At 72.6% G+C, this 23,005-nt stretch carries 21 protein-coding genes; 8 read left to right on the top strand and 13 right to left on the bottom strand.

Annotation, left to right across the window (positions count from 1 at the left end):
- Window positions 1–4: 4 nt before the first annotated feature.
- From OG570_RS34435 to OG570_RS34410, 6 genes are all read right to left on the bottom strand, one after another.
- Complete coding sequence (locus tag OG570_RS34435; protein WP_326953152.1) at window positions 5–1,420, bottom strand: pyridoxal phosphate-dependent decarboxylase family protein; 1,416 nt, start codon at window positions 1,418–1,420, stop codon at window positions 5–7.
- Window positions 1,407–2,738, bottom strand: a complete 1,332-nt coding sequence (locus OG570_RS34430; RefSeq protein WP_326949795.1) for an MFS transporter — start codon at window positions 2,736–2,738, stop codon at window positions 1,407–1,409. The genes OG570_RS34435 and OG570_RS34430 overlap by 14 nt, the downstream gene beginning before the upstream one ends.
- Before the next feature lie 34 nt (window positions 2,739–2,772).
- Window positions 2,773–3,723: a sphingomyelin phosphodiesterase gene (locus OG570_RS34425; RefSeq protein WP_326953151.1), complete on the bottom strand. Its 951-nt coding sequence runs from the start codon at window positions 3,721–3,723 to the stop codon at window positions 2,773–2,775.
- Window positions 3,724–3,750: 27 nt separating this feature from the next.
- Window positions 3,751–5,766 carry a neutral/alkaline ceramidase gene (locus OG570_RS34420; RefSeq protein WP_326953150.1) on the bottom strand — a complete coding sequence of 672 codons (2,016 nt, stop codon included), beginning with the start codon at window positions 5,764–5,766 and terminating at the stop codon, window positions 3,751–3,753.
- A 152-nt stretch (window positions 5,767–5,918) separates the two neighbouring features.
- Window positions 5,919–6,944: an LLM class F420-dependent oxidoreductase gene (locus OG570_RS34415; protein WP_247052000.1), complete on the bottom strand. Its 1,026-nt coding sequence runs from the start codon at window positions 6,942–6,944 to the stop codon at window positions 5,919–5,921.
- Between the two features lie 9 nt (window positions 6,945–6,953).
- Window positions 6,954–7,871, bottom strand: coding sequence for an oxygenase MpaB family protein (locus OG570_RS34410; protein ID WP_326953149.1), 918 nt, complete (start codon window positions 7,869–7,871; stop codon window positions 6,954–6,956).
- 85 nt (window positions 7,872–7,956) lie between these two features.
- Between OG570_RS34410 and OG570_RS34405 the strand changes: the two genes are divergently transcribed.
- The 5 genes from OG570_RS34405 (at window position 7,957) to OG570_RS34385 (ending at window position 12,799) form a co-directional block, all read left to right on the top strand.
- Window positions 7,957–8,553: a TetR/AcrR family transcriptional regulator gene (locus tag OG570_RS34405; RefSeq protein WP_326953148.1), complete on the top strand. Its 597-nt coding sequence runs from the start codon at window positions 7,957–7,959 to the stop codon at window positions 8,551–8,553.
- Window positions 8,554–8,612: 59 nt separating this feature from the next.
- Entirely contained in the window at window positions 8,613–9,398 is a 786-nt protein-coding gene (locus OG570_RS34400) for an IclR family transcriptional regulator (RefSeq protein WP_326953147.1), read from the top strand.
- 106 nt (window positions 9,399–9,504) lie between these two features.
- Window positions 9,505–11,328 carry a glycosyl transferase gene (locus tag OG570_RS34395; protein WP_326953146.1) on the top strand — a complete coding sequence of 608 codons (1,824 nt, stop codon included), beginning with the start codon at window positions 9,505–9,507 and terminating at the stop codon, window positions 11,326–11,328.
- A gap of 21 nt (window positions 11,329–11,349) precedes the next feature.
- Entirely contained in the window at window positions 11,350–12,213 is an 864-nt protein-coding gene (locus OG570_RS34390) for a DUF4397 domain-containing protein (RefSeq protein WP_326949801.1), read from the top strand.
- Entirely contained in the window at window positions 12,203–12,799 is a 597-nt protein-coding gene (locus OG570_RS34385; RefSeq protein WP_247052006.1) for a class F sortase, read from the top strand. Before OG570_RS34390 ends, OG570_RS34385 begins: the two co-directional genes overlap by 11 nt.
- Before the next feature lie 161 nt (window positions 12,800–12,960).
- Here OG570_RS34385 and OG570_RS34380 read toward each other — a convergent pair whose 3' ends face one another.
- From OG570_RS34380 to OG570_RS34355, 7 genes are all read right to left on the bottom strand, one after another.
- Window positions 12,961–14,112, bottom strand: a complete 1,152-nt coding sequence (locus OG570_RS34380) for an LLM class flavin-dependent oxidoreductase (RefSeq protein ID WP_326953145.1) — start codon at window positions 14,110–14,112, stop codon at window positions 12,961–12,963.
- Window positions 14,109–15,137 carry an ABC transporter substrate-binding protein gene (locus OG570_RS34375; protein ID WP_326953144.1) on the bottom strand — a complete coding sequence of 343 codons (1,029 nt, stop codon included), beginning with the start codon at window positions 15,135–15,137 and terminating at the stop codon, window positions 14,109–14,111. The genes OG570_RS34380 and OG570_RS34375 overlap by 4 nt, the downstream gene beginning before the upstream one ends.
- Complete coding sequence (locus OG570_RS34370) at window positions 15,124–15,843, bottom strand: ABC transporter ATP-binding protein (protein WP_326953143.1); 720 nt, start codon at window positions 15,841–15,843, stop codon at window positions 15,124–15,126. The genes OG570_RS34375 and OG570_RS34370 overlap by 14 nt, the downstream gene beginning before the upstream one ends.
- Window positions 15,828–16,652 (bottom strand): ABC transporter permease, encoded by an 825-nt coding sequence (locus OG570_RS34365; RefSeq protein WP_247052010.1) that lies wholly within the window; start codon window positions 16,650–16,652, stop codon window positions 15,828–15,830. Before OG570_RS34365 ends, OG570_RS34370 begins: the two co-directional genes overlap by 16 nt.
- Window positions 16,653–16,695: 43 nt before the next feature.
- Entirely contained in the window at window positions 16,696–16,776 is an 81-nt protein-coding gene (locus OG570_RS48435; RefSeq protein WP_410625167.1) for a putative leader peptide, read from the bottom strand.
- Between the two features lie 97 nt (window positions 16,777–16,873).
- On the bottom strand, window positions 16,874–17,584 hold the full coding sequence (locus OG570_RS34360) for an MBL fold metallo-hydrolase (protein WP_326949806.1): 711 nt from the start codon (window positions 17,582–17,584) through the stop codon (window positions 16,874–16,876).
- Window positions 17,585–17,751: 167 nt separating this feature from the next.
- A complete protein-coding gene (locus tag OG570_RS34355; RefSeq protein ID WP_326953142.1) occupies window positions 17,752–18,264 on the bottom strand; it encodes a DinB family protein in 513 nt (170 codons plus the stop codon).
- Between the two features lie 119 nt (window positions 18,265–18,383).
- Between OG570_RS34355 and OG570_RS34350 the strand changes: the two genes are divergently transcribed.
- From OG570_RS34350 to OG570_RS34340, 3 genes are all read left to right on the top strand, one after another.
- Window positions 18,384–19,229 carry a hypothetical protein gene (locus OG570_RS34350; RefSeq protein ID WP_326953141.1) on the top strand — a complete coding sequence of 282 codons (846 nt, stop codon included), beginning with the start codon at window positions 18,384–18,386 and terminating at the stop codon, window positions 19,227–19,229.
- An 83-nt stretch (window positions 19,230–19,312) separates the two neighbouring features.
- The gene (locus OG570_RS34345; RefSeq protein ID WP_326953140.1) at window positions 19,313–20,983 is read left to right on the top strand and encodes an ABC transporter ATP-binding protein; all 1,671 of its coding nucleotides are present in this window, start codon (window positions 19,313–19,315) and stop codon (window positions 20,981–20,983) included.
- A complete protein-coding gene (locus OG570_RS34340) occupies window positions 20,980–22,731 on the top strand; it encodes an ABC transporter ATP-binding protein (RefSeq protein ID WP_326953139.1) in 1,752 nt (583 codons plus the stop codon). Before OG570_RS34345 ends, OG570_RS34340 begins: the two co-directional genes overlap by 4 nt.
- The last annotated feature ends 274 nt before the right edge of the window (window positions 22,732–23,005 follow it).

The following is a 23,005-nucleotide window of genomic DNA, read 5'->3' as shown; positions in this document are numbered from 1 at the left end:
CTTTTCACGGCGTGTAGAGGGCGCCCAGGAACTCCAGGAGGAGGCGCTCGCGTAGCGGGGCGGGCGCCGTGGCGAGGAGCACGTTGATCGGCGCCATCCGCTCCGGGAGGCCTGAGGCGCCGCCTAGGCCCGCTGCCGCCAGCAGGCCTGCGAACTGTTCCGACGTCAAGGTTGCCGGGTCCAGGGCGGCGACGAACTCCGCCACCGCCGGGTCGATCAGCACCGGGCCTGACGCGCGGGCCGCGTCCACCGACGCGGCCAGGTCCGTGAGGAATTCCTTCTCGCTGCCGTTGTTCGCCGCCGTGACCGTGAGGTGCAGGTTCGCCGGGGACGTCAGATGAGCGAACTGCGGCTGGACGTACCAGCCGCGCGTCTTCATCTCGTCGGCCACCGTGAACAGGTCGAAGCCGTCGTCGCCGGTGAACGCGATCAGCGTCGACACCGGATCGCCGAGGATCCGCAAGCCCGCGATTTCGGCAACCCCGGCCCGGATTCGCGACACCGCTTCACGCGTCGAAGCGGCCAGCTGAAGGTAGCCGTCGTCGCCCAGGTGGCGGACCACCGCCCACGCCGCGGCCAGGGGGCCGCCCGAGCGGGTGCTCTGGATCGTCGTGTTCAGCATCGTGTAGCCCGGCCAGCCCGCGCTCGCGAAGTAGTGCGTCCGCCGCAGCTCCGCCGACGCGTGCAGCAGCACCGACGTCCCCTTCGGGCAGTACGCGTACTTGTGCAGGTCCACCGAAATGCTCGTGACGCCCGGGACGCGGAAGTCGAACGGCGCGACGTCGGCGCCGAGGCGCGCGAAGTACGGCAGGACCCAGCCGCCGATGCAGGCGTCGACGTGCATCCGGACGCCCCGGGCAGCCGCCGCGGCCGCGATCTCGGGGATCGGGTCGAGGACGCCGTGCGCGTACGACGGCGCGCTCGCCACCACCAGCACCGTCGAGTCGTCGATCGCGGCAGCCATCGCGGCCGGGTCCGCGCGGAACGTCACCGGGTCGACCGGGACGTCGATCCGGCGCAGCCCGAACAGGTGCGCGGCCTTGTGGAACGCCGCGTGCGCGGTGGTCGGCAGCACGATCGACGGCGCGGCGATCTCCGGGTGCGCGTCACGCGCGGCCAGGACCGAGAGCAGGCACGACTCCGTGCCGCCCGACGTCACCGAGCCGACGACGCCCGGGACGTCGCCGAGCAGCCGGGACGCCGCCGCGACGAGGTCGTTCTCCATGCGCAGCAGGCTGGGGAACGCCGTCGGGTCGAGGCCGTTGGCCGACGACGCCAGCGCGTGCGCGGCGGCCCCCAGGGAGTCCACTTCGGACAGTCCGCTGTCGTAGACGTAGGCCAGCGTGCGGCCGCCATGCGTCGGCAGGTCACCGGCGCGCAGTTCCCGCAGCGCCGCGAGGACGTCCTCAGGCGGGTTCATGGCGCGGCTCCAGCGGTTCCCGGGGCTCCAGCACCGAACGCCGCAGCAGCGGCAGGGCCAGCGCGATCAGCACGCCGGGGATGATCGACGAGCCGAGCAGGATCGCGACGATCGCGCTGTGCGGCTGGTCGGTCGTCGCGTCGGTGCTCGAGACGTACCCGCCGAACGCCAGGATCGCGCTCCACAGCCCGGCGCCCAGCGCGAGGCCGAGCGTCTCCCCCGCGGTCCACACGCCGGCCGCGATCCCCGCGCGGGTCTCGCCGGTGCGCTCCTCCTCGGCCGTGATCAGGTCCGGGAGGATGGCCAGCGGGAACACCGAGATCCCCGCGTAGCCGACGCCGCAGAGCGCGACGAACACGAGGATGATCACGAGCGGCAGCGACTGGGCGAGGATCAGGCCCAGCAGGCCGATCGCGAACGCCGCCGTCGCGATGCGGAAGCCGTTGAGCTTGCCGACGCGGGCGCCGAGGCGCGGCCACAGCGGCATCGTCAGCAGCGCCGGGCCGACGAAGATCACGAAGATCACCGTGCCGTAGCCCTCGCTGCCGAGGATGCGCTGGGCGAAGAACGGGATGGCCGCCAGCACCGTGCCGATGCCGAGCGCCTGGATGAAGTACGTGCCGAGCAGCCAGCGGAACGGCCGCCACCGCGCGATGGTCCGCGAGAGGTCCTTGAAGCTCACCGTGTTCGGCCGCAGCGACCCGACCGGCGCGCCCTTGAGCCCGAAGTACACCAGCAGCGTCGCGGCCAGCACGATCAGCCCGATCACGATGGCCATCACGCGGTAGCCGGCGACCCCGCCGATGCCGGAGGTGATCGCCGGGGCGCCGCCGCCGCAGATCAGGATCGTCACGGCCAGGACGCCGATGCGCACGCTGGTGAGCTTCGTCCGCTCGTCGGCGGACTCGGTCAGCTCCGCCGGCAGCGCGTTGAACGGCACCTGGAACACCGCGTACGCGGTCGCGCAGGCGGTGAACAGGATCGCCACGTACAGCGCGTCCGGCAACGGCGACCCGAAGCCCGGGTGGGCGAACATCAGCGCGAAGAGGATCGAGACGCCGATGCCGCCGATCAGCAGGAACCGGCGCCGGCTGCCGGTCTTCAGCAGGTTCGCGTCGGACATCCGCCCGGCGATCGGGTTGAACAGCACGTCCCAGGCCTTCGGGACGAACACGATGACACCCGCCGCGGCGGCGGGCACGGCCATCGTGTCGGTGAGGTACTTGACCAGGATCAGGCCGGGGACCGTGCCGAAGGACCCGGTGACGAACGAGCCGAGCGAATACCTGAACCGCGTCCGGCCGGACAGCGTCGTCATGGTCCTCCTCGAAAAGCGGATTCCGATGAGGCGATCAGTAGTGGATCTCGGCCAGCACCGGGTAGTGGTCGGAGGGAATCGTGCCACCGTCGTAATGCACCAGCTGTACCGGCCCGACCTCGGCGCGTCGCAGCGAGCCGACGTAGTCCAGCGAATCGCGGTAGGTGGCCGGGACGGACTTCGCCGCGTCCGGGTTGGTGACGGCGTCGAAGCTGTACTCCCCCGCTCCCGCGGTGCGCAGTGTCCCGCCGAGCACCGCCTCACCCTGCTCGGACTGGGAGCGGCCCAGGGCGTCACGGCGACCCTGCCCGGCCCAGTACTCGATGTTGAGGTCGCCGGCGATCGCGACCGGGTCCGCCGCCGGGACGTGCGCGGCGGCGAGGTCGCGCAGCTCGCCGAGCTGCGCCATGCGGATCTGGTGCGCCTTCGGCAGGGTGTCGGGGGCTTCGTCGGCCTGCAGGTGTGTGCCGGCCAGCCAGAGCGCCTTGCCGTGGGCGAAGATCCGGACCAGCGCCGCGCCCTTGTTGGACAGGTAGTCCGCGGTGCCGGAGTAGGAGTTGCGGTAGACGAGCTGGTGCTTCTCGGTGATCGGGTACTTGCTCAGCACCGTGACGCCGCCGTTGACGACGATCGGCGAGTTCGAGCAGTTGCCGCTCACGGACGTCCAGCCCGGCGACGTCGAGCAGGACTGCCCGACCAGCGGCGTCTGGAACGGGTAGGCGTCGACGAGCCGGTCGCGCAGCCCCTCGGCCTGGGAGCTGAAGGCTTCTTCGAGCACGACGACGTCGGCGGCCTTGGCCCGGATGACGCGTTCGGCGGCCTGGGCCCTGGCTTCTTTGTCCGACGTGTTCGGGTTGGCGATCCACGGCAGCTGCCACAGGTTGAAGCTCAGGACGGACACGCTCGCGGGCGCGGCCTGAGCGGGCGCGGTCACGAGAGCGAGGAAAGCGCAGACGACGACGGCGAGAATGGCGGTTCTTCGCACGACAGCGGTCCTTTCGAGATGGCGGGTTCAGGAGACGACGAAGGCTCGGGAGGTCCCGCTGAGCTGGGCGATGGCGCCGGTCAGGCCGTGCTTCCAGGCTCCGAAGTGGACGACGCGGAACTTGCCGACCGGCGTGTTCGCCGGGATGTCCCAGGTGACCTCGGCGCGCGACTCGGACACGAACGTCCGGGTCCAGCGGAACTTCGTGGCCCAGTCGCCGTCGTCGGCGTAGCGGACCCAGCGGCCGTCGACGTACCGCTGGATCTCCAGGAACGTGCCGTCGCGACGCAGGTCGTTCTTCGGGTGGCCGGTCACGAAGGCGACCGAGACCTGGTCGCCCCGCCGGTAGCTGCTCTTGGCGTCGGTGACGACGTCACCGAAGCTCTTCAGCAGCGGCGCGCTGTCGAAAACGACGCCGGGCTGGAAGTTGATGAGCTTGCCGCGCAGGTCGCGCGGGACCGGCCCGTGCGGGACCGCAGCGCCCGCCTTCATCGCCGCGGCGAGCTTCCCGAACTCCTGCTGGTACGCGGGCAGCGTGTAGCGGCCGAAGAGCGTCGACGCGCCCTCGTACTGCTGCGAGTCGTACTCCTCCGGCGTCGTCACGTACTGGCTGTAGGCGTTGGAATAGCCCTGCATCAGGACGTTCTCCAGCGGGACGCCGAGTTCCGCGGCGACCGTCTGCCGGATCCGCAAGCCGGCCACGATCGTGTACTCGGCGGGCCCGGCGACCAGGTGCAGCTGCCCGATCCGGACGATCTGCAGCGGCAGCACCTCGGGCGCCCACGGGTAGGGCTTCATCGCGCCGAACGGCACGGCGACGACCTTCGGCGCCTGCGCGTCGGCGAGGGCCTGCGGGATCGGCGCGTCGATGCCGCCGAGCCAGTCGATGAACGGGTTCTTGACGCCCTCGGGCAGCGGCAGTCCCGGCCCGTCTTCAGTACTACCGGCCAGCATCGAGACGCCGATGGCCGCGGTGCACGTCCGGTGCGGACGGCCGTCCGGGGTGAACCTCGGGTCGACGTCGACGGCGGACATGTCCACGTAGGTCATGCGGTGGTCGACGCCGCCGGTGACGGACTCGCTCGCGGCGTCGAACGCGCGTTTCGCCGCCTGGAACTGGAGTTCGCCGATGCGCTGGGTGTTCTGGAACTCCGTCTCGGGCGTGCCCGGCTGGAGGTTGAGGTTCGGCGTCATGTCGCCGGAGTTGGTCTGGGCGAACGCGGCGACGAACCCCGGCGGGCCGTCGAGGTAGCGGACGCCGGCGTGGTCGTGCTCCCACGCGTAGGCGGCGTAGCCCTTGTTGTCGCTGCTGATCAGGTGGTTGCCGTTGCTCATCGACGTGCCGTGCGTGGCGAACCAGGTGATCGCGCCGACGTCCTTGCCGCCCTGCCGGAACCGCAGCACGGTGACGGCCGGGTCGATCGAGAGCGGGAAGTGGCCCTTGTCCGGGTTCAGCTCGAAGGCGACCCTCGATCGGTTGGCACTCGCCTCGGTCAGCTCGGTGCGGCCGAGGGTGAGCTCGCCGGGCGCGAGGGTGTCGTGCGCGTGGCCGATGGCCTCGACGATCCCGGCGACGACGGCGTCGTAGGTCTGCTGCTGGAACCCGAGGATCGACAGGTCGTAGGCCGCGTAGTGCGAGTCGCCACCGCACGCCGAGTGCGTGTGCGTGGCGTTGAGCAGCACGTTCTGCTCGGTGTAGGTGTTCCCGTACTTCCGCGCCAGCTCACGCAGGACGCCCTGGTGGACGGACTGGAAGAGCGCGCCCAGCTCGGCGGTGACGAAGACGATCCGGTTGGTCCCGTCGTCCACGACGTACGCGCGCGCTCGGGTCCGCAGGTGGATACCGGCGGTCTGCTGCTGTGGCAGCGAGTAGCCCATCATGCCGTTCTCGGCGGCGGGCCCGGTGACGTCGCCGAGCCCGACGCCGACCCTGAGCGTGGGCTCGGCGGCCGCGGCCGGTCTGGCGACCGCGGTGGCGAAGGGCAGAGCGGCGAAGGGCAGCGCGGCGGCTCCGGCCAGGACGTGACGACGACTCACCCGCATACGATCTCCCGACTAACGTGAACGTGATTCGCGTTAGTTTGGGACCGTACGTGACCCCTGCCACCTCGGCAACCCGGCAGAAGTGCCGCCACGGAAAGCCGTGAAGGCCTCCTTCCCGGCTCTTATGGCCGGGAAGGAGGCCTTCACGGCTTTCAGCCCAGGGCGTCGGCGATCTTCTCCAGGGTCGCCGCGTCGCCGCGCAGCAGCAGCTGCGTGACCACCGTGTCTTCCCACGCCTTCAGCTCTTCGCGGATCTTCGCCGCCGGCCCGATCAGCGAGGTGTCCTCGACGAGCGAAGTCGGGATCGCCGCGACGGCTTCCTCCTTGCGCCCGGCCAGGTACAGCTCCTGGACCTTGTCCGCGACGTCCTCGTAGCCCAGCCGCGCGAAGACGTCGTGGTGGAAGTTCACGCTCTTCGCGCCCATGCCGCCGATGTAGAGCGCCAGCGACGGCTTGATCCAGCTCGCCGCTTCCTCGACGTCGTCGTGGACGATCACCGGGACCGACGCCGGCACTTCGAACGTCTCCAGGGTGTGCCGGGCGCCCGGGCGCGCGAAGCCCTCTTCGAGTGCGGCCTTGTAGAAGTCGTTGCTCTTGGGCGAAAAGAACAGCGGGAGCCAGCCGTCGCAGATCTCGGCGGAGAGGGCGACGTTCTTCGGGCCCTCCGCGGCCAGGTGGATCGGGACGTCGGCGCGCAGCGGGTGCACGGTCGGCTTGAGCGCCTTGCCCAGCCCGGCACCGCCCTTCAAGGGGAGCTGGAAGTGCTGCCCGTCCAGCGTCACCGGCGCCTCGCGGGCCAGCACCTGCCGCACGATGTCGATGTACTCGCGGGTGCGCGCCAACGGCTTCGGGTACGGCTGGCCGTACCAGCCCTCGACGACCTGCGGGCCGGACGCGCCGAGCCCGAGCACGAACCGGCCGCCCGACAGGTGGTCCAGGGTCAGCGCGCTCATCGCCGTCGCCGTCGGGGTGCGCGCGGCCATCTGCACGATGTTCGTGCCGAGCCGGATCCGGCTGGTCGAGGAGCCCCACCAGGCCAGCGGCGTGAACGCGTCCGAGCCGTAGGCCTCCGCCGTCCACACCGAGTCGAAGCCGAGCTCCTCGGCCTTGAGGACCGCCTCCAGCGCACCCGGGGTGGGCCCGCTGCCCCAGTACCCGACGTGGAATCCCAGCTTCACGAAGACCTCCTAGACGTTCGGCGCGTAGTGCTCGGGTTTGCCGCGCTCGGACAGCGGCGGCAGGTTCCTGGGTGGAGTCTCGACCACGGCGGCGTCCGGAGCCACCTCGCCGCGGACGCGGCGCCAGCCGGCCCGGGCCCGCGGGTGGTAACGCCGGTCGTGCGGCACGAGCTTGAACACGGCGTTGATCAGCTTCCCCACCCGGCGGTGGCGGCGCGCGTCGCGCTCGGACCAGCGCAGGCCGAGCCGGTCGCGGATCTCGCGGTCGTACAGCCCGGTCGTCAGCCAGACGAAGTTGCGCGCGACCAGCACGCTCACCGGCCGCCAGAGCGCGTCCGGCAGCCAGGGCAGGAACGGCGGCTTCGCGATCCCGGCGAGGTCGAGGACGTCCCGGGTGGCCTTGTTGTCCTCCAGGACGTCGGCGCACATGTGCTTCCAGTAGCGCTGGAAGTCCTCCCAGCTCTCCGGCACCGGCCGCATCGTCATGTCGTACATCCGCCACCACGTGACGTGCTCGTCGAACAGCCGCCGCTTCTCGGCCTCGCCGATGCCGCCCATGAAGTGGTCGGCGATGAGGATCGTGCTGACGAAGAACGTCGAGTGCGCCCAGTAGTAGGTGTCGGGGTCGAGCGCGTGATAACGACGGCCCAGCGCGTCGATCCCCTTGATCCGGTCGTGGTAACCACGGACTTCCAGCGCGGTCCGGTGCGCGCGCGGGCCGTCGTAGACGACCCCGCCGATCGGGTAGAGCGAGCGGAAGAGTCGCTGCCAGCGCTCCTCGAAGAACCGCGAGTGCTGCTCGACGCCGGCACCGAGGCCCGGGTGCATGTTCTGCATCGACCCGGCCCACAACGCGATCAGCAGGCCACGCCAGTCGCCGAAGTACTTCCAGGTCAGCGACTCGGGACCCAGCGGTTGGGGGTTCATCGGCGGCTCCTCGTCGAGTCTCAACTGACTACGGCTGTTGTCAGGCTAGGATCTGACAACACACGTAGTCAACCGAGGAGCGGGTATGCCGGGCCGGACCTGGGCGGGCACGACGCTGGACGACCGGAAGGCGCTCCGGCGCGAGCAGCTCGTCGCCGCGGGCCTCGCGCTGCTGGGCACCGAGGGCTCGGCCGCCACCAGCGTGCGCGCGGTCTGCCGGCACGCGAAGCTCACCGAGCGTTACTTCTACGAGAGCTTCGCCGACCGCGAGGAGCTCGTCGCGGCGGTCTACGAGCACGTCGGTGAGCAGGCGCGCCAGGCCCTGGTCGACGCGGTGCGGGACGCGCCGAGCGCTACCTCGCGCGCCGAGAACGCCGTGCGCGCGTTCGTCGAGCTGATCGTCGACGACCCCCGCAAGGGCCGGGTCCTGCTGCTGGCTCCGCTGACCGACCCCGCGCTCACCCGGCGCGGCCTGCACCTGCTGCCGGTGTTCACCGCCGTCGTCGGCGAGCAGCTCTCCCGCGGCGACGAGACCGAACGGCAGCTGGTCGCCGTCGGGCTGGTCGGCGCGCTCAGCAACGTTTTCATCGCCTACCTCGACGGCTCGCTGAAGGTCTCGCGCGAGCGGCTCGTCGCGCACTGCGTGAAACTCGTGCTCGGCGCCGACGACCTGGCCCGCTGACGCCACCGGCCTCACCTCCGCCCGCTGACAGTCCCGCGAAGATCGGGCACACTCAACCCATGCGTACCGCTGGGCGGAACGACGGCGCGAGCGGCGACGGCCTCGTCGCCGCCCGGCTCGCCGCGCTCCTCGAAGCTTTCCGGCCGGGCGACGAGTCACTCGGCGTGTCCGAACTGGCCCGGCGGACCGGGCTGGCGAAGACGACCGTCCACCGCCTCGTCGGCCACCTCGCCGACACCGGCCTGCTGACGCGCGAGGACGGCGCCGTGCGGCTCGGGCTGCGGCTGTTCGAAATCGGCCAACTGGCCTCGCCCCGGAGAGGACTGGTCGAAGCGGCCCGGCCGTACCTCGCCGATCTCCGGGAGGCGACGCGCAACACCGTCCACCTCGCGATCCTGGAGGGCACCGAAGTCGTCTACCTCGACGTCCTGCGCGGGCCGGACGCGCCGACGCTGCCCTCGCGCATCGGCGGCCGGTTCCCCGCGCACGCCACCGGCGTCGGCAAGGCGATCCTCGCGTTTTCCGCGGAATCCGTCGTGAACAAGGTCATCGACGCCGGATTGCCCCGGATGAGCCCGAAGACGATCACCGCGCCCGGGCTGCTGCGCCGTCAGCTCACCCGGATCCGCGAAGACGGGATCGCGTTGGAACGTGAGGAATCGGGCGTCGGCGTGGTGTGCGCGGCCAGCCCGCTGCTCGACGCGCGCGGCGTCGCGGTGGCGGCCGTGTCGATTTCGGGCTGGGCCAACCGGATGCGGACCGAACGGGTTGCTCCCGCCGTCCGCACGGTCGCACTGGCGTTGACCCGGACGCTGTCGGCCTCCACAGCGGACAGTCGGAAATAATCTTGCAGGACAAGGCTTTTTGATCTCCGCGAAGATCTCTAGGCCGTCCGGATGACGTGACCTCCCCGAGCTGTACGGGCCATCCGCGGCGACTACGATCCGTCCAATGGCCCAGCACAGCTGGGGGACGACGTTCTCGGGCCGCTCCCCCGCGACCCTTTCCGAGCAGCCCGGCACGCGTGCCTCGGCCGCGCACCGCCTGCTGTCCCTCGACATCGTGCTGGCGCTGCTGGCCCTGGCCGGCGGCCTCCGCGTGCTCTACCTGGCCGCCACCGCACCGGCCCTGCCGTCCGAGGCGGCGACCGTCGCCCACGCGTACGCGCTCGGCCACCTCACGCCGTTCACCGACGCGGGCGGCGCCGGGCTCAGCCGGTTCGGCTGGCTGCAGCTGTCCGCCTACACGATGGTCTCCGACGCGTTCGGCCGCTCGGCCACGGCGCTGGCGGCGGTCCGCGAGACGATGCTCGTGGCGGCCGTCATCGGCACGGTCCTGCTCTGGTTCCTGGCCCGCCGCCTCGGCCTGACGCGCTGGGCGGCCACGGCCGCGGTGCTGCTGGTCGCCGTGTCACCACTGGCCCTGGGCCTGCAACGGCTGGTCGTCGTCGAGCACCTGGCGGCGGTGTGGGCGCTGGGCGCGCTGGTGCTGATCACCACCCCCGAGGCCAAGGTCCGCCACGACGTCATGGCCGCGGTGTGCCTGCTCGCGGCCGTGCTCACCTCACCGCTGGCCCTGTTCCTGCTGCCCGCCGCCGGCTGGCTGCTCATCCGCCGGTCGCCGGTCCGGGCGGCGCTGGTGGGCGTGCTGCTCAACCTCGGGCTGGGTGTCGCGTTCGGCCCGGCCGCCGCCGTGCTGCGGCCCCACCTCGCCGCCGCGAGCCGCCCGTCCGTCGCCGACTGGGTCGCCCTGGACCCGGCGTGGGCGGTGCTGTCGGCCTTCGCGCTCGTCGCCGCGCTGGCCGTCGCCGCGCTGCGGCCGTTCGCTGTGTCGGGCCTGCTGCTCGTCGCGATGCTGCTCGTCCCGGGCGTGCCCGACACGGCGGTGCTCGCGTTGCTGCTGCCGGTGACCCCGCTGCTGGTGGCCGGGATCGCCCAGGCCGTCACCCGGCAGCGCCGGGCCGCGCACCACGCGTCGGGCGGCAGCCGGACCGGGCTCGTGGTGGCCGCGACCGCCTTCGTCCTGGTCGTGGGCGTCGGCTGGGCGTACGGGTTCACCGAGCTGAAGCCGGCCCCCGACCGCAGCGGACCACTGACCGACGCGCAGGGATGGTTGCGGGACAACGCTTCCGGCGCCCGGCTGCTCGTCGACGACGCGGCCTGGGCCGAGCTCGCGAACGCGGGCTGGCCCACCGGGATGATGGCCGCGCCCGCCGCGTGCGCGGCCGTCTGCCCGACCGCCGAGTGGGCGGTCTTCGCCGGGGACGGCGCCGAGCTCCGGCAGCGCTACCCCGCCCTCGACGGCGCCCTGACCGACGCCGGGACGGTGGCCGTGTTCGGCTCCGGCGACCAGCGCGTCACGGTGTCCCGCCTCGACCTGCCCCCGGCCGACCCCGGCGCGTCGTCGGAGGACTCGGCCCGGGCCCACGCCGGGGCCGCGCTGGCCGCGTCCACCCGGCTCGCCGTCAGCCCGGACGCCGCCGCCGAGCTGCGCGCGGGCCGCGTCGACCCCCGGCTCATCGCCACGATCGCCGCGCTGGCCGCCCTGCAGCCGGTGCGGATCACGGCGTTCCCCGAAGTCCCCGGCGAAGAATCCGCCGGACAGCCCCGCCGCCGCGTGCAGTTCGCCGGCGGCGAGGACGGCGTGGCCGCCTTCTACACCGGCCAGCGCGACCTGTTCCGCCCCTCGTCCGTCGCCCGGACCCGCGACGGCGTGCTCGTCACCTACCCGTTGTTCGCACCCTCGGGACTGCTCGTCCCGTTCTCCTCTCCCTGAATCCCCTCGAAAGGTCCTGTCATGCGCACCAGGCTCCTGCTCAGACCCGCCGGGCTGATCGCCGCGGCCCTGCTGATCGGCGCGCTGACGCCCCTGCCCGCGTCGGCCGCCGCCACCACACCCGGTCCGGGCGTCGGCTGGATCCGGGTCGGGCACCTGTCCCCGAAGGTGCCGCCCGTCGACATCTACTTCGCGCCGTTCGGGCAGGCCGAGAAGGTCGTCATCCGCAAGGCCGGCTACGGCGCGGTCACCCCGTACTCCTCGCTCGCCCCCGGCAAGTACACCCTCTCGATGCGCGCGGCCGACGCCGCCTCGACCACCCCGCCCGCGCTGACGGCCACCATCGACGTCGCCGAGCGCAACGCCTACTCCCTGCTGGTCTTCGCGAACGGCCCGGACGGCACGCTGCACGGCCAGCTCGTCACCGACGACCTGACCCCGCCCGGGCCGGGCCAGGGCCGGGTCCGCGTCGTCGAGGGGTCGGCGGCCATCGCGCCGGTCACCGTCGACGGCCCGCAGGGCATGGCGATCGCCAAGGACGCGGCGTACGGCATGACGTCCAACTACGTCGACGTCCCGCAGGGGCGCTGGCCGCTGCAGCTGAGCGGCGGCTCGGTGAAGTCGACCGCCGACGTCGACGTCAAGGCCGGGACGTCCACGACGCTGCTGGTCACCGAGGACGCCGGAGCGCTCAAGGCGAACCCGATCTCCGACGGCGCGTCGCTGCCCGACCCGCCGAAGTTCGGCGTCGAGACCGGCGGTGGCGGCACGGCGCCGATGTCCACCGGCTCGCCTATCTGGCCGGCGGCGTCGGTCGTCGCGCTCCTGGCCGCGCTCGCGGCGTGGCCGGTGCTGCGACGGCGCCGGGCGGCTCGTGCGCGCTGAGCTCGGCGCGCTGCTCGTCGCGGCGCTGGTGGTCGCGGGCTGCTCCACGGCGGCCCCGGCCACCCCACCGCCGACGGTGACCTCGTCCGCCACCCCGGCGGCCGCGGCCGGCCCGCAGCCGCTGCCGACGGCCCCGGAAGTCCGCCCGGTGCACCTGCGGATCCCGGCGATCGCCGTCGACGCGCCCGCGCTCGTCCCGCTCGGGCTCGGCCCCGACCACCAGCTCGAGGCGCCCGCGAAGTTCGAGGACGTCGGCTGGTACGCCGCCGGCCCGGTGCCGGGTGACCCCGGCCCCGCGGTGATCGCCGCGCACGTCGACTCGCGAGCCGGCCCGGCACCGTTCTTCCGGCTGCGCGACCTCAAGGGCGGCGACGAAGTGTTCGTCACCCGCTCCGACGGCCAGGAGACGCGGTTCGTCGTGGACCGCGTCCAGCGCTACCCGAAGAACGCCTTCCCCACCGACGCGGTCTACGGCCCCGCACCGGGCAGCGCCCTGCGGCTCATCACCTGCGGCGGCAGCTTCGACGCGGCCAAACGCTCCTACCGCGACAACATCGTCGTCTACGCCTCGACCAGCTGGAGCTAGGCGCTGCCGGAGCAAGCCCGCTCGATGGGCTTCGTGATCCAGGTGGTTCCTGGCGGTGCGGGCGGGTCGCCCTCGTACCGGGGTTGTACTCGGGCGGGCCGCCCGTGCCGTCAGGGGCCGCCTGGGCGCGAAGACCGCGGGCAGGCTTGCTCCGGTAGCGCCTAAAGCGCGGCGACGTTGCGCTCGGGGTGGGACGGGCGGTGCAACGCCGGGACGCCGGCCAGCAGGCCGCGGCGGGCCAGCTCCGGCCGGACGCCGTCGCCGAACCAGTACGCCTCCTCCAGGTGCGGGTAGCCCGACAGCACGAACTCGCTGACGCCGACCGAGTGGTACTCCTCGATCAGGTCGGCGACCTCGCTGTGGCTGCCCACCAGCGCCGTACCCGCGCCGCCGCGGACCAGGCCGACGCCGGCCCACAGGTTCGGGTGGATCTCCAGGCCGCGGACGCCGCCGTCGGTGCGGCCGCCGTGCAGCGCGACCATCCGCTGCTGCCCGACGGACTCGCTGGCGGCCAGCTGCGCCTGCGCCTTCGCGACCTGCTCCGGGCTCAGCGCGTCCAGCAGCTTCTGCGCCTCCGCCCACGCCTCGGCCGACGTGTCGCGCGAGATCGTGTGCAGCCGGACGCCGAACCGGATGTCCCGGTCCCCCGCCAGCGCCTTGACCTTGGCGATCTTCTCGGCCACCTGCGCGGGCGGCTCGCCCCAGGTCAGGTAGACGTCGGCGTGCTTCGCGGCGACCGGCAGCGCGGCCGGGGACGAGCCGCCGAAGTAGATCGGCGGTGCCGGGTCCGGCGCGGCCAGCGTCGTCGCGCCTTCGACCTTCAGGTGCTCGCCTTCGAAGGTGAACGGCTTCCCCGACCACACGCCGCGGACGATCGTCAGGAACTCGTCGGTGCGCGCGTACCGGGCGTCGTGGTCGTGCCAGTCGCCGAACCGGCGCTGCTCGACCGCGTCGCCGCCGGTGACGATGTTCAGCAGCACGCGGCCTTCCGACAGCCGCTGGAACGTCCCGGCCATCTGCGCGGCCAGCGTCGGCGAGATGACGCCGGGCCGGAAGGCGACCAGGAACTTCAGCTTGGTCGTCTCGCGGATCAGCGCGGCCGTGGTCAGCCAGGCGTCCTCGCACCACGTGCCGGTCGGCGTCAGCACTCCCTCGAAACCCTGCCGCTCGGCCGCGCGGGCCACCTGGGCGAGGTAGTCGAGATCGGGGTCGCGCTGCGCCGCCGGACCGGCGGACCGGTTGGCGTGGAAGCGTTCCACGATCGTGCGACCGTCGCCGCTGGTGGGCAGGAACCAGTGCAGCCTGATGCTCATCCGTTGCTCCTCGGCGTCTTCTGGGCCGTCTCCAGGTCAGGGCCGAACCGCCGATCGGCGTACGCGGCGAAGTCCACCTTCCCCGGCAGAGTCTTGTCGTCGGTGAACGCGTCCGCGAGCTGTTGCTCCGATTTCACGATCGAGTCGTCCAGCGGAGCCGGCAGGTCCCGGCCGGCGTCGACGGCCTTCTGCGCCACCTCGAGCTTCAGCCCGGTCTCTTTCGCCCACGCCGCCGCCCATTCCGGACGGTGCGCGTCGGCCCACTTCTGCGCCTTGACCACGCGGACCACGAAGTCGCGGATGGCCGAGTTCTTGCCGGGGTCGGCCAGCGCCGCGGTGCTCGCGGTCTGGAAGCTCAGGCCGTTGGACGCACCCCGGCCGTCGGCGAGCACCCGCGCCTTGGCCTCGATCTGGGCCTGCGCGGTGTAGGGGTCCCAGATCGCCCACGCGTCGATCGTGTGCTGGGTGAACGCGGCGTAGGCCTCGGCCGGCTGTAGGAACGTCACCTTGATGTCCTTGGTCGACAGTCCGGCGTTGTGCAGCGTGTTCAGCAGCTGGCCGTGGGCGGAACTGCCCTTGGCGACGCCGACCGTCTTGCCCTTCAGCGATGCGACGTCCTTCAGCGGCGAGTCGTCCGGGACGAGGATCGCCTCGCGTTCGACGTTGCTCTTCGAGACGCTCACGACGGCGATCTTCGCCTTCGCGGCGGCGGCGAAGATCGGCGGCGTGTTGCCGACGCGGCCGATGTCGATCGCGCCCGCCGACGCCGCCTCGAGCAGCGGCGGCCCGGAGGTGAACGTCGACCACTCGATCTTGTACGGCAGGTTGTCGAGCCCCTTCGCCGCGGTGAGTAGCGACTTCACGCCGCCCTTCTGGTCGCCCACCTTGAGCGTCACCTTCGCCAGGTCGGCCGCGCTCACCGCCTGCGGCACCGCGGCCGGCCCGGGGTTAGCGCCGGTGGCCGAGCCGCACCCGGCCAGGACCAGTGCCGCCGCGACGACGGCAATTCCCTTATACAGGCGCATCTTCGGTCACTCCCAGGTCCGCCAGCACGCGGCGGCGGATGTCGATGTGGTCGGCGGGGTTACGCGGCCGGGAGCCGCCCGGCCGGTGTTCGGCGATGATGCGGCCGCCGTCGAGGACGAGCACGCGGTCGGCGAGCAGCAGTGCCTCGTCGACGTCGTGGGTCACCAGCAGCACACCCGGCAGGTGCCGGCGCCAGAGGTCTTCGACCAGCCGGTGCATGGCGATCCGGGTGAGCGCGTCGAGGGCGCCGAACGGCTCGTCGAGCAGCAGCAGGTCCGGCTCGCGCACCAGCGCGCGGGCCAGCGACACGCGCTGGGCCTCGCCGCCGGAGAGCGTCAGCGGCCAGTCGTCGGCGTGCTCGGCGAGGTGGACCTCGGCCAGCGCTTTGTCGGCCAGCGCCCGGTTGCGGGACTTCGAGACGCCGTCCTGGCGCAGGCCGAGGACGACGTTGCGCCAGACCTTCCGCCACGGCAGCAGCCGCGGTTGCTGGAAGGCGACCGAGACGGTGCCGTGGACGTCGGCCTGCCCTTCGACGGCGCCGTCGAGGCCGGCCAGCACCCGCAGGAGCGTCGACTTGCCGGAGCCGCTGCGGCCCAGCAGGGCGACGAACTCGCCGCGGCCGATGGTCAGGTCGAGTCCGCTGAGGACGGTCCGGTCGCCGAACCGCTTGGTCAGGTTCGCGACGTCCGCTACCGGGTTCGCCACCGCAGCACCTTCCGTTCCAGCAGCCGGACCAGCGCGTCGGTGACCAGGCCGAGCAGGGCGTAGAGGATCAGGCCGACGACCACGACGTCGGTGCGCAGGAACTCCCGCGCGTTGTTGATGAGGTAGCCGACGCCGGCGTCGGCGTTGACCGTCTCGCCGACGATCAGCGCGAGCCACGCCAGGCCGAGCGACTGCCGCAGCCCGACGAGCGCCTGCGGCAGCGCGCCGGGCAGCACGACGTGCCAGAGCCGTTCCGCGCGGCTGAACCCGAGCGCGCGGGAGGCTTCGACGAGGTTCGGGTCGGCGCCGCGGATTCCCGAGTGGACGTTCAGGTAGAGCGGGAAGGCCACGCCGAGCGCGACCAGCACGATCTTCGTCTCCTCGCCGATCCCGAACCACAGGATGAACAGCGGGATCAGGCCGAGGAACGGCAGCGTGCGCAGCATCTGCACCGGCGGGTCGACGAGCGCTTCGCCCCAGCGCGACAGCCCGGAGACGATGCCGAGGACGACCCCGACGATCGCGCCGATCGCGAACCCGGCGCCGACGCGGCCGAGCGACACGACGAACGCGTCGCCGAGTTCGCCGCTGCGCGCCACTTCCACACCGGCCTGCAGGACCGTCCACGGTGAACTGAGCTTGTCGGGCGGCAGCAGGCCGGTGCCGCTGGCGATCTGCCAGACGGCGACCAGCACCACCGGGCTGATCCAGCGCCGCAGGTCGGGGCGGCGCCGGGTGGGCGTCTTGCGGGGCGGCCCTTCGGCGGCCGGTTCGGCGCGCGCCAGCACGCCCGTGGTGGAAATCGACACGGATTTCTCCCGGGAACTTCGGTATTCGGGCTTTCGCGCAGGGCTAGGCGAACGGACACACCGCGCTCGCCTGCCGCCGGAGATCGACGTGCCGGCGGCGCACGAGAAGCGCGTCCTGTTGCATGGTCCCGAGCTTCGAGCCACGAACGGGTGAAGTCAATCCGTGGACGCCCGGTCTCAGTGAGTGAAATCCGGGCGTTCCAGTGCGTGGAACGACGACGTCAGCCGCCGAACATGACCTTCCACTCGTCGAGCGAGCGCGGCCGGTAGACGAAGTTGGTGCGCTTCACTTCCGACAGCGCGGCCGACGCTTCGGCCGAATACTGGTGGCCCGGGTAGACGACGGGGTCGCCCGCCAGCCCGGCGAGGGCCTGCAGGCTGCGGTAGATCTCCTCGGCGTCCCCGCCGGGGAAGTCGGTGCGGCCGCAGCCTTCGAGGAACAGCGTGTCCCCGGAGACCAGCTTGTCCTCGACGAGGAAGCACTGGCTGCCCGGTGTGTGCCCGGGGGTGTGCAGCAACCGGATCGGGATGGACCCGACCTCGAGGACGTCGTCGTGGTCGTGCGCGCGCAGGTCGGTCGCCGACACGCCGGTGACCCGCCGCACCCACTCGGTCTCGGCGCCGTTGACGTGGATCGGCACCTGCTCGACGGCGAGCAGCTCGGCGATCCCGGGCAGTGAGAACCCCATCATCTCGCCACCGACGTGGTCCGGATGGTGGTGCGTCGCGAGCACGCCGGTGAGCCGCATCCCGTCGGCGGCGAGCACGTCCAGCAGATCCCGCACGGCGTAGGCCGGGTCGACGATCACCGCGTCACCGGTCTCGCGGTCGCCGATCAGGTAGGCGAAGTTCACCATCTGCGTGGCCACCGGGTCCCCGACCGCGAAGTCGCGGCCGGCCAGGAGCTGCCGGAAGTAGAGCCGATCCGTCATGGGCCCACCCTACGGGGTCGGTCCGCGGCCCTTCCGAAGCCGATCAAGCGAACATCAAGCGCAGCTCAACCGACCGAGGCGCCGGAACCCACTGGCACCAGCGAAAGGCCACGGCATTCCGCGACAAACGGCAACACGCCGACGCCTACCCGCGTGTCACCCTGCTCTCACTCGCCCACCTCCCCGTCGGCCAACTCGCGCAGGACGTCCAGGTGCCCGACGTGCCGCGCCGTCTCCTGGACCACGTGCGCCACCACCCACCGCACCGTGAACTCCGACCGCCGCCGGGTGCGGTCGTCCGGGCCGAGGCCGCTCAACGCCTTCTCCACCCGTGCCCACTCCGCCTTGTACGCCGCGACCACCGTCGCCGGGGTGTCGTCCTCGGTCAGGTCCCAGCTCGGGTCCGGGGAGCCCGCCCACAACGACGGCAGGTCCGCGCCGCCCGCCTCGATGGCCAGCCACCAGCGTTCGACCGCGGTCAGGTGCTTCACCACCCCCAGCACGCTCAGCCGGGGTGACGTCGGCAGCGGGGTCGCCGCGGCGGTCGCGCGGCTCAGCCCGGCGACCTTGTTCACCGCCGTGGCGCGCAGGAACTGCAGGAAGTCCAGCTGCAGGCGCAGCTCCTCCCACGCCAGGCGAGCGGGCCAGGACCGGCGGGTCTTCGAACTCGTGTTCGACATGAACGCAACCTAGCGCGAGGGTCCGACATTTTCCGGGGACCGTGCCAGACTCGTGATCATGAGCCCCGACGCACCGCACGCACAGCGCTCCCGCCCGCGGCGGTCATAGGGTGGGCGACATGTGGTGGGGACTCCTGTGCGCCTTGGGCGCGGCGTGCGCGTACGGCGTCGCTTCGGTGATGCAGTCGGTCGCCGCGCGCGCGACCGACACCGGGGCCGACGGCCTCGACCCGAAACTGCTCGTGCGCGTGCTCGGCCAGTGGAAGTTCGTGCTCGGCCTCTCGCTGGACGTACTGGGGTTCGTCGCGCAGATCGTCGCCCTGCACGTCCTGCCGCTGTTCGTCGTGCAGGCCGCGCTCGCGGCCAGCCTCGCCGTGACCGCCGTCGCCGCGCGGTTCCTCGGCGTCCGGCTGGGCAAGCGGGAGTGGGGCGCGATCGTCGTCGTGTGCGCCGGCCTGGGCCTGCTCGGCGCCGCCGCCGAAAGCGAGGGCTCTGACCCGGTCGGGCTCGGGTTCCGGCTGGTGCTGATCGGCGCGGTCGTCGTGCTGGCCGGCGCCGGGATCGTCGCCGGGAAGGCGAACCGCCGGGTGCGGACGCCGGCGCTCGGGCTGGTCGCCGGGCTGTGCTTCGGCGTCGTCGCGATCGCCGGGCGGATCATCCCGAGCCTCGCGCCGCTCGACCTGCTCAAGGACCCGGCGACCTACACGGTCGCGGTCGCGGGCGGGATGGCGATGCTGTTCTACGCGACGGCGTTGCAGCGCGGCAGCGTCACGACGTCGACCGCGATGATGGTGCTGGGCGAGACGGTGTTCCCGTCGCTGGTCGGCGTGCTGGTGCTCGGCGACCGCACTCGGCCCGGGTTCGTGGTGGTCGCGCTCGCCGGGTTCGTCCTGGCCGTCGCCGCCGCGCTCGCGCTGGCCCGGTTCGGGGAACCGGCGACCGATCCCGTAGCAGCCTCGAACTGAACTGAGACGAAGCCGACCGTTTCCCCGCACGTTCTTTACTTAGACTAGCCTTACCTATCCCACGACAGGACAGGGAGGCGCGGGTGAGCACGACCGGACGGGAAGTCCTCCGCCGTTCGATCGCCGGGCAACGCAGGTCGGTGGCGCTCGCGTCGGCGCTGACCGCGTGCCACCAGGGCGGTGAGGCGCTGGTCCCGGTGGTGATCGGCGTCGTGATCGACCAGGCCGTGGCGGGCGGCTCGGTCTGGACCCTGCTGCTGTGGCTGGCGGTGCTGGGCGTGCTCTTCGCCGGCCTGTCGACCAGCTACCGGCTCGGCGCCCGCTCCGGCGAGCGCGCCGCGGAACGCGCCGCCCACGACCTGCGCCTCGACCTCGGCCGCCGCGTGCTGCACCCCGGCGGCGGTGCCGAAGCCGGCAACCTCGCGGGCGAGCTGGTGAGCATCGGGACGTCGGACGCGAAGCGCGTCGGCCAGCTCAACGGCGTGCTGCCCTTCGGTGTCGCCGGGCTGGCCGGGCTGCTGGTCAGCGCCGTCGTGCTGCTCACCATGTCGATCCCGCTCGGGCTGCTGGTGCTGCTCGGCACGCCGCCGATGCTGTACCTCGCGCACCTCATCGGAAAGCCGCTCGAACGCCGCAGCGAGGCCGAGCAGGAACGCTCCGCCTTCGCCTCCGGGATCGCGACGGACCTCGTCGCCGGCCTGCGCGTGCTCAAGGGCGTCGGCGCCGAGCGCGCGGCCGTCGACCGCTACCGCCGGACCAGCCAGGACTCGCTGAAGGCGACGCTTCGCGCGGCCCGCGCCCAGGCCTGGCACAACGGCGCGCTGCTCGCGCTCGCCGGCATCTTCATCGCGCTGGTCGCGCTCGTCGGCGGCAACCTCGCCGCGGCGGGCGACATCACCATCGGCGACCTGGTCGCCGCGGTCGGGCTCGCCCAGTACCTGATCACGCCGTTCTCGATCTTCGCGTGGGTCAACGGCGAGCTCGCCCAGGGCCGGGCGTCGGCCGGGCGGATCGCCGACGTGCTCAACGCGCCGCCCGCGGTCGGCGAAGGCACCGCGACACTGCCGGAGCCGGCGGCCGGGCACGTGCGGCTGTCCGCGCTCAGCCGCGGCGCCCTGCGCGACGTCGATTTCGAAGCCCGGCCGGGGGAACTGCTCGGCGTGGTCGCCACCGACCCGGCCGCCGCCACCGACCTGCTCGACTGCCTCGGCCGCGCCGCGGACCCGGCCACCGGGTCGGTGTCGGTCGACTCCGTCGACCTGTCCACTGTGGACCCGCGGCGGATCCGGGAGGTCGTGCTGGTCGCCGCGCACGACGCGGACCTGTTCGCGGGCACCGTGGCCGAGAACGTCGAGCCCGGCCCCCGCGTCGCCGAAGCGATGACCGCGGCCGCCGTCGACGAGGTGGCCAGCGCGCTGCCCGACGGCGTCGCGACCGCCGTCAGCGAACGCGGGAGATCGCTTTCCGGCGGGCAACGCCAGCGCGTCGCCCTCGCGCGGGCGCTGGCCGTCGACGCGCCGGTGCTCGTGCTGCACGACCCGACGACCGCCGTCGACACCGTCACCGAGGCCCGCATCGCCGCGGGCCTGGCGCAGCTGCGACGCGGCCGCACGACCATCCTCGTGACCACCAGCCCGGCCCTGCTCGCCGCGACCGACCGGGTCGTGCTGCTCGACGACGGGCGCATCGCCTGCCAGGGCAGTCATGCCGAGCTGGCCGGCCGGGCCGACTACCGGGCGGCGGTGCTGTCATGACCCGAGAACTCCTCCCCGTGGCCGACGGCAGGCGCATCCGCGCCGTCGTCGGCGAGCTGATCGGCCGTTCCAAGGGCCGCGCCGCGGCCGCGTTCACCATGCTGGTCGCGGCCACCGCGATCGGCCTGCTCACCGCTCCCCTGCTCGGCCGGGTCGTCGACCTGGTCGCGTCGAAGCAGCCGGCGACCGAGCTCGTCACGCCGGTGGTCGCGCTGGTGCTCGTCGCGCTGGCGCAGGCGGTCGCCACCGCGCTCGGTGTGTCGATGGTGTCGCGTCTCGGCGAGACCATCCTGGCCGAGCTGCGCGAACGCTTCGTCGAGCGGGCCCTCGGCCTGCCGCTCGAACAGCTGGAACGCGCCGGCTCCGGCGATCTCACCGCGCGCGTGACGAACGACGTCTCCGTGGTCGCGGAAGGCGTCCGGGAGGCGCTGCCCGAGCTGGGCCGCTCGGCGCTGACGGTGGTCCTCACTCTCGGCGCGCTGGCCGTGCTCGACTGGCGGTTCTTCCTGGCCGCGCTGATCGCCGTGCCGATCCAGCTCTGGACGGTGCGCTGGTACGTCCCGCGCGCGAAGCCGTTGTACGCCAGCCAACGCGAGGCCGTCGGCGCGCAACAGCAGCAGCTGCTGGACACCATCGGCGGCGCGAAGACCGTCCGCGCGTTCAGCATGGGCGACGCGCACATCGAGCGGGTGCGCAAGCGCTCCGACAGCGCCGTCGAGCTGGCGCTGCGCGGGATCCGCCTGGTGACGCGGTTCTACGCGCGGCTCAACCTCGCCGAGTTCGTCGGGCTGTCCGCGATCCTGGCGATGGGCTTCCTGCTGGTCGGCGCGGACGCGGTCACGGTCGGCGTGGCGACGGCGGCGGCCCTGTACTTCCACAGCCTGTTCGGCCCGATCACGACGGCGCTGGCGCTGGTCGACGACGCCCAGGCGGCCGCGGCCAGCCTCGCGCGCCTGATCGGCGTCGCCGACCTGCCCGCCGAGGCCCAGCCCGCGCAGCCGGGGCGGCCGCTCGACGCGTCGGTGAAGACCGCGGGCGCGGGTTACTCCTATGTGGACGGTCACCCGGTCCTGCGCGAGATCGACCTCGGCGTCGCCCCCGGCGAGCGGGTGGCGCTGGTCGGCGCGAGCGGCGCCGGGAAGACGACGCTGGCCAAGCTGATCGCCGGGATCCACCGGCCGGGCTCGGGTTCGGTCACGCTCGGCGGCGTCCCCCTGGACGAATTGGGCCCGGAGGCCACGCGCCGCACGGTGGCCTTGATCAGCCAGGAGGTCCACGTCTTCGCCGGCCCGCTGGCCGAGGACCTGCGCCTGGCGCGGCCGTCGGCGTCCGACGACGGCCTGCGGACGGCACTGGCGAAGGTGGGGGCGCTGACCTGGGCGGAGGCGCTGCCGGAGGGCCTCGCGACGGTCGTCGGCGAAGGCGGCCACCAGCTGACGGTGACGCAGGCGCAGCAGCTGGCCCTGGTCCGGCTGGTGCTGGCGGACCCGCCGATCGCGATCCTCGACGAGGCCACGGCGGAAGCGGGCAGCGCGGGCTCCCGCGTCCTGGAGTCGGCAGCCGCGGCGGCCCTGGAAGGCCGCACGGCGCTGGTGGTCGCGCACCGCCTCACCCAGGCGGCGGCGTCCGACCGCATCGTGGTCCTGGACGCGGGCGCGGTCGTCGAGTCGGGCACCCACGACGAACTGGTGGCCGCGGACGGCCAGTACGCCAAGCTCTGGGCGGCCTGGTCCGGCCAGCGCGCCTGACCCGCCCCGAACGACGACACGCCGAGAGCCACGCGGGCTCCCGGCGTGTCGTCTCTCCAATCACGTGTGTCGACCTCTCAATCACGCGAGTCGACCTCCGAATCACGAGCGCCGGCGACTCTGGTCACGGCACCCGGCCCGCCCGCCCACGTACCTGGACGGTCGGCTCGCGTACCCCGAGGGTCGGTTCACGTACCCAGGGAGTCGGTTCGCGTGATTGGAGGGTCGACTCGCGTGACTGGAGGGTCAACTCGCGTGACTGGAGGGTCGACTC

The organism is Amycolatopsis sp. NBC_01286, from assembly GCF_035982555.1.
Classification (GTDB): Bacteria; Actinomycetota; Actinomycetes; order Mycobacteriales; family Pseudonocardiaceae; genus Amycolatopsis.
The sequence above is the reverse complement of the archived record's forward strand: the minus strand, read 5'-3'. Positions and strand labels throughout refer to the sequence as shown.

Bases quoted from the DNA above. Each gene is read 5' to 3' on its own strand.
- OG570_RS34435 (WP_326953152.1), bottom strand. From the start codon at position 1,420: ATGAACCCGCCTGAGGACGTCCTCGCGGCGCTGCGGGAACTGCGCGCC.
- OG570_RS34430 (WP_326949795.1), bottom strand. From the start codon at position 2,738: ATGACGACGCTGTCCGGCCGGACGCGGTTCAGGTATTCGCTCGGCTCG.
- OG570_RS34420 (WP_326953150.1), bottom strand. From the start codon at position 5,766: ATGCGGGTGAGTCGTCGTCACGTCCTGGCCGGAGCCGCCGCGCTGCCC.
- OG570_RS34410 (WP_326953149.1), bottom strand. From the start codon at position 7,871: ATGAACCCCCAACCGCTGGGTCCCGAGTCGCTGACCTGGAAGTACTTC.
- OG570_RS34405 (WP_326953148.1), top strand. From the start codon at position 7,957: ATGCCGGGCCGGACCTGGGCGGGCACGACGCTGGACGACCGGAAGGCG.
- OG570_RS34400 (WP_326953147.1), top strand. From the start codon at position 8,613: ATGCGTACCGCTGGGCGGAACGACGGCGCGAGCGGCGACGGCCTCGTC.
- OG570_RS34395 (WP_326953146.1), top strand. From the start codon at position 9,505: ATGGCCCAGCACAGCTGGGGGACGACGTTCTCGGGCCGCTCCCCCGCG.
- OG570_RS34390 (WP_326949801.1), top strand. From the start codon at position 11,350: ATGCGCACCAGGCTCCTGCTCAGACCCGCCGGGCTGATCGCCGCGGCC.
- OG570_RS34380 (WP_326953145.1), bottom strand. From the start codon at position 14,112: ATGAGCATCAGGCTGCACTGGTTCCTGCCCACCAGCGGCGACGGTCGC.
- OG570_RS34375 (WP_326953144.1), bottom strand. From the start codon at position 15,137: ATGCGCCTGTATAAGGGAATTGCCGTCGTCGCGGCGGCACTGGTCCTG.
- OG570_RS48435 (WP_410625167.1), bottom strand. From the start codon at position 16,776: ATGCAACAGGACGCGCTTCTCGTGCGCCGCCGGCACGTCGATCTCCGG.
- OG570_RS34360 (WP_326949806.1), bottom strand. From the start codon at position 17,584: ATGACGGATCGGCTCTACTTCCGGCAGCTCCTGGCCGGCCGCGACTTC.
- OG570_RS34355 (WP_326953142.1), bottom strand. From the start codon at position 18,264: ATGTCGAACACGAGTTCGAAGACCCGCCGGTCCTGGCCCGCTCGCCTG.
- OG570_RS34350 (WP_326953141.1), top strand. From the start codon at position 18,384: ATGTGGTGGGGACTCCTGTGCGCCTTGGGCGCGGCGTGCGCGTACGGC.
- OG570_RS34340 (WP_326953139.1), top strand. From the start codon at position 20,980: ATGACCCGAGAACTCCTCCCCGTGGCCGACGGCAGGCGCATCCGCGCC.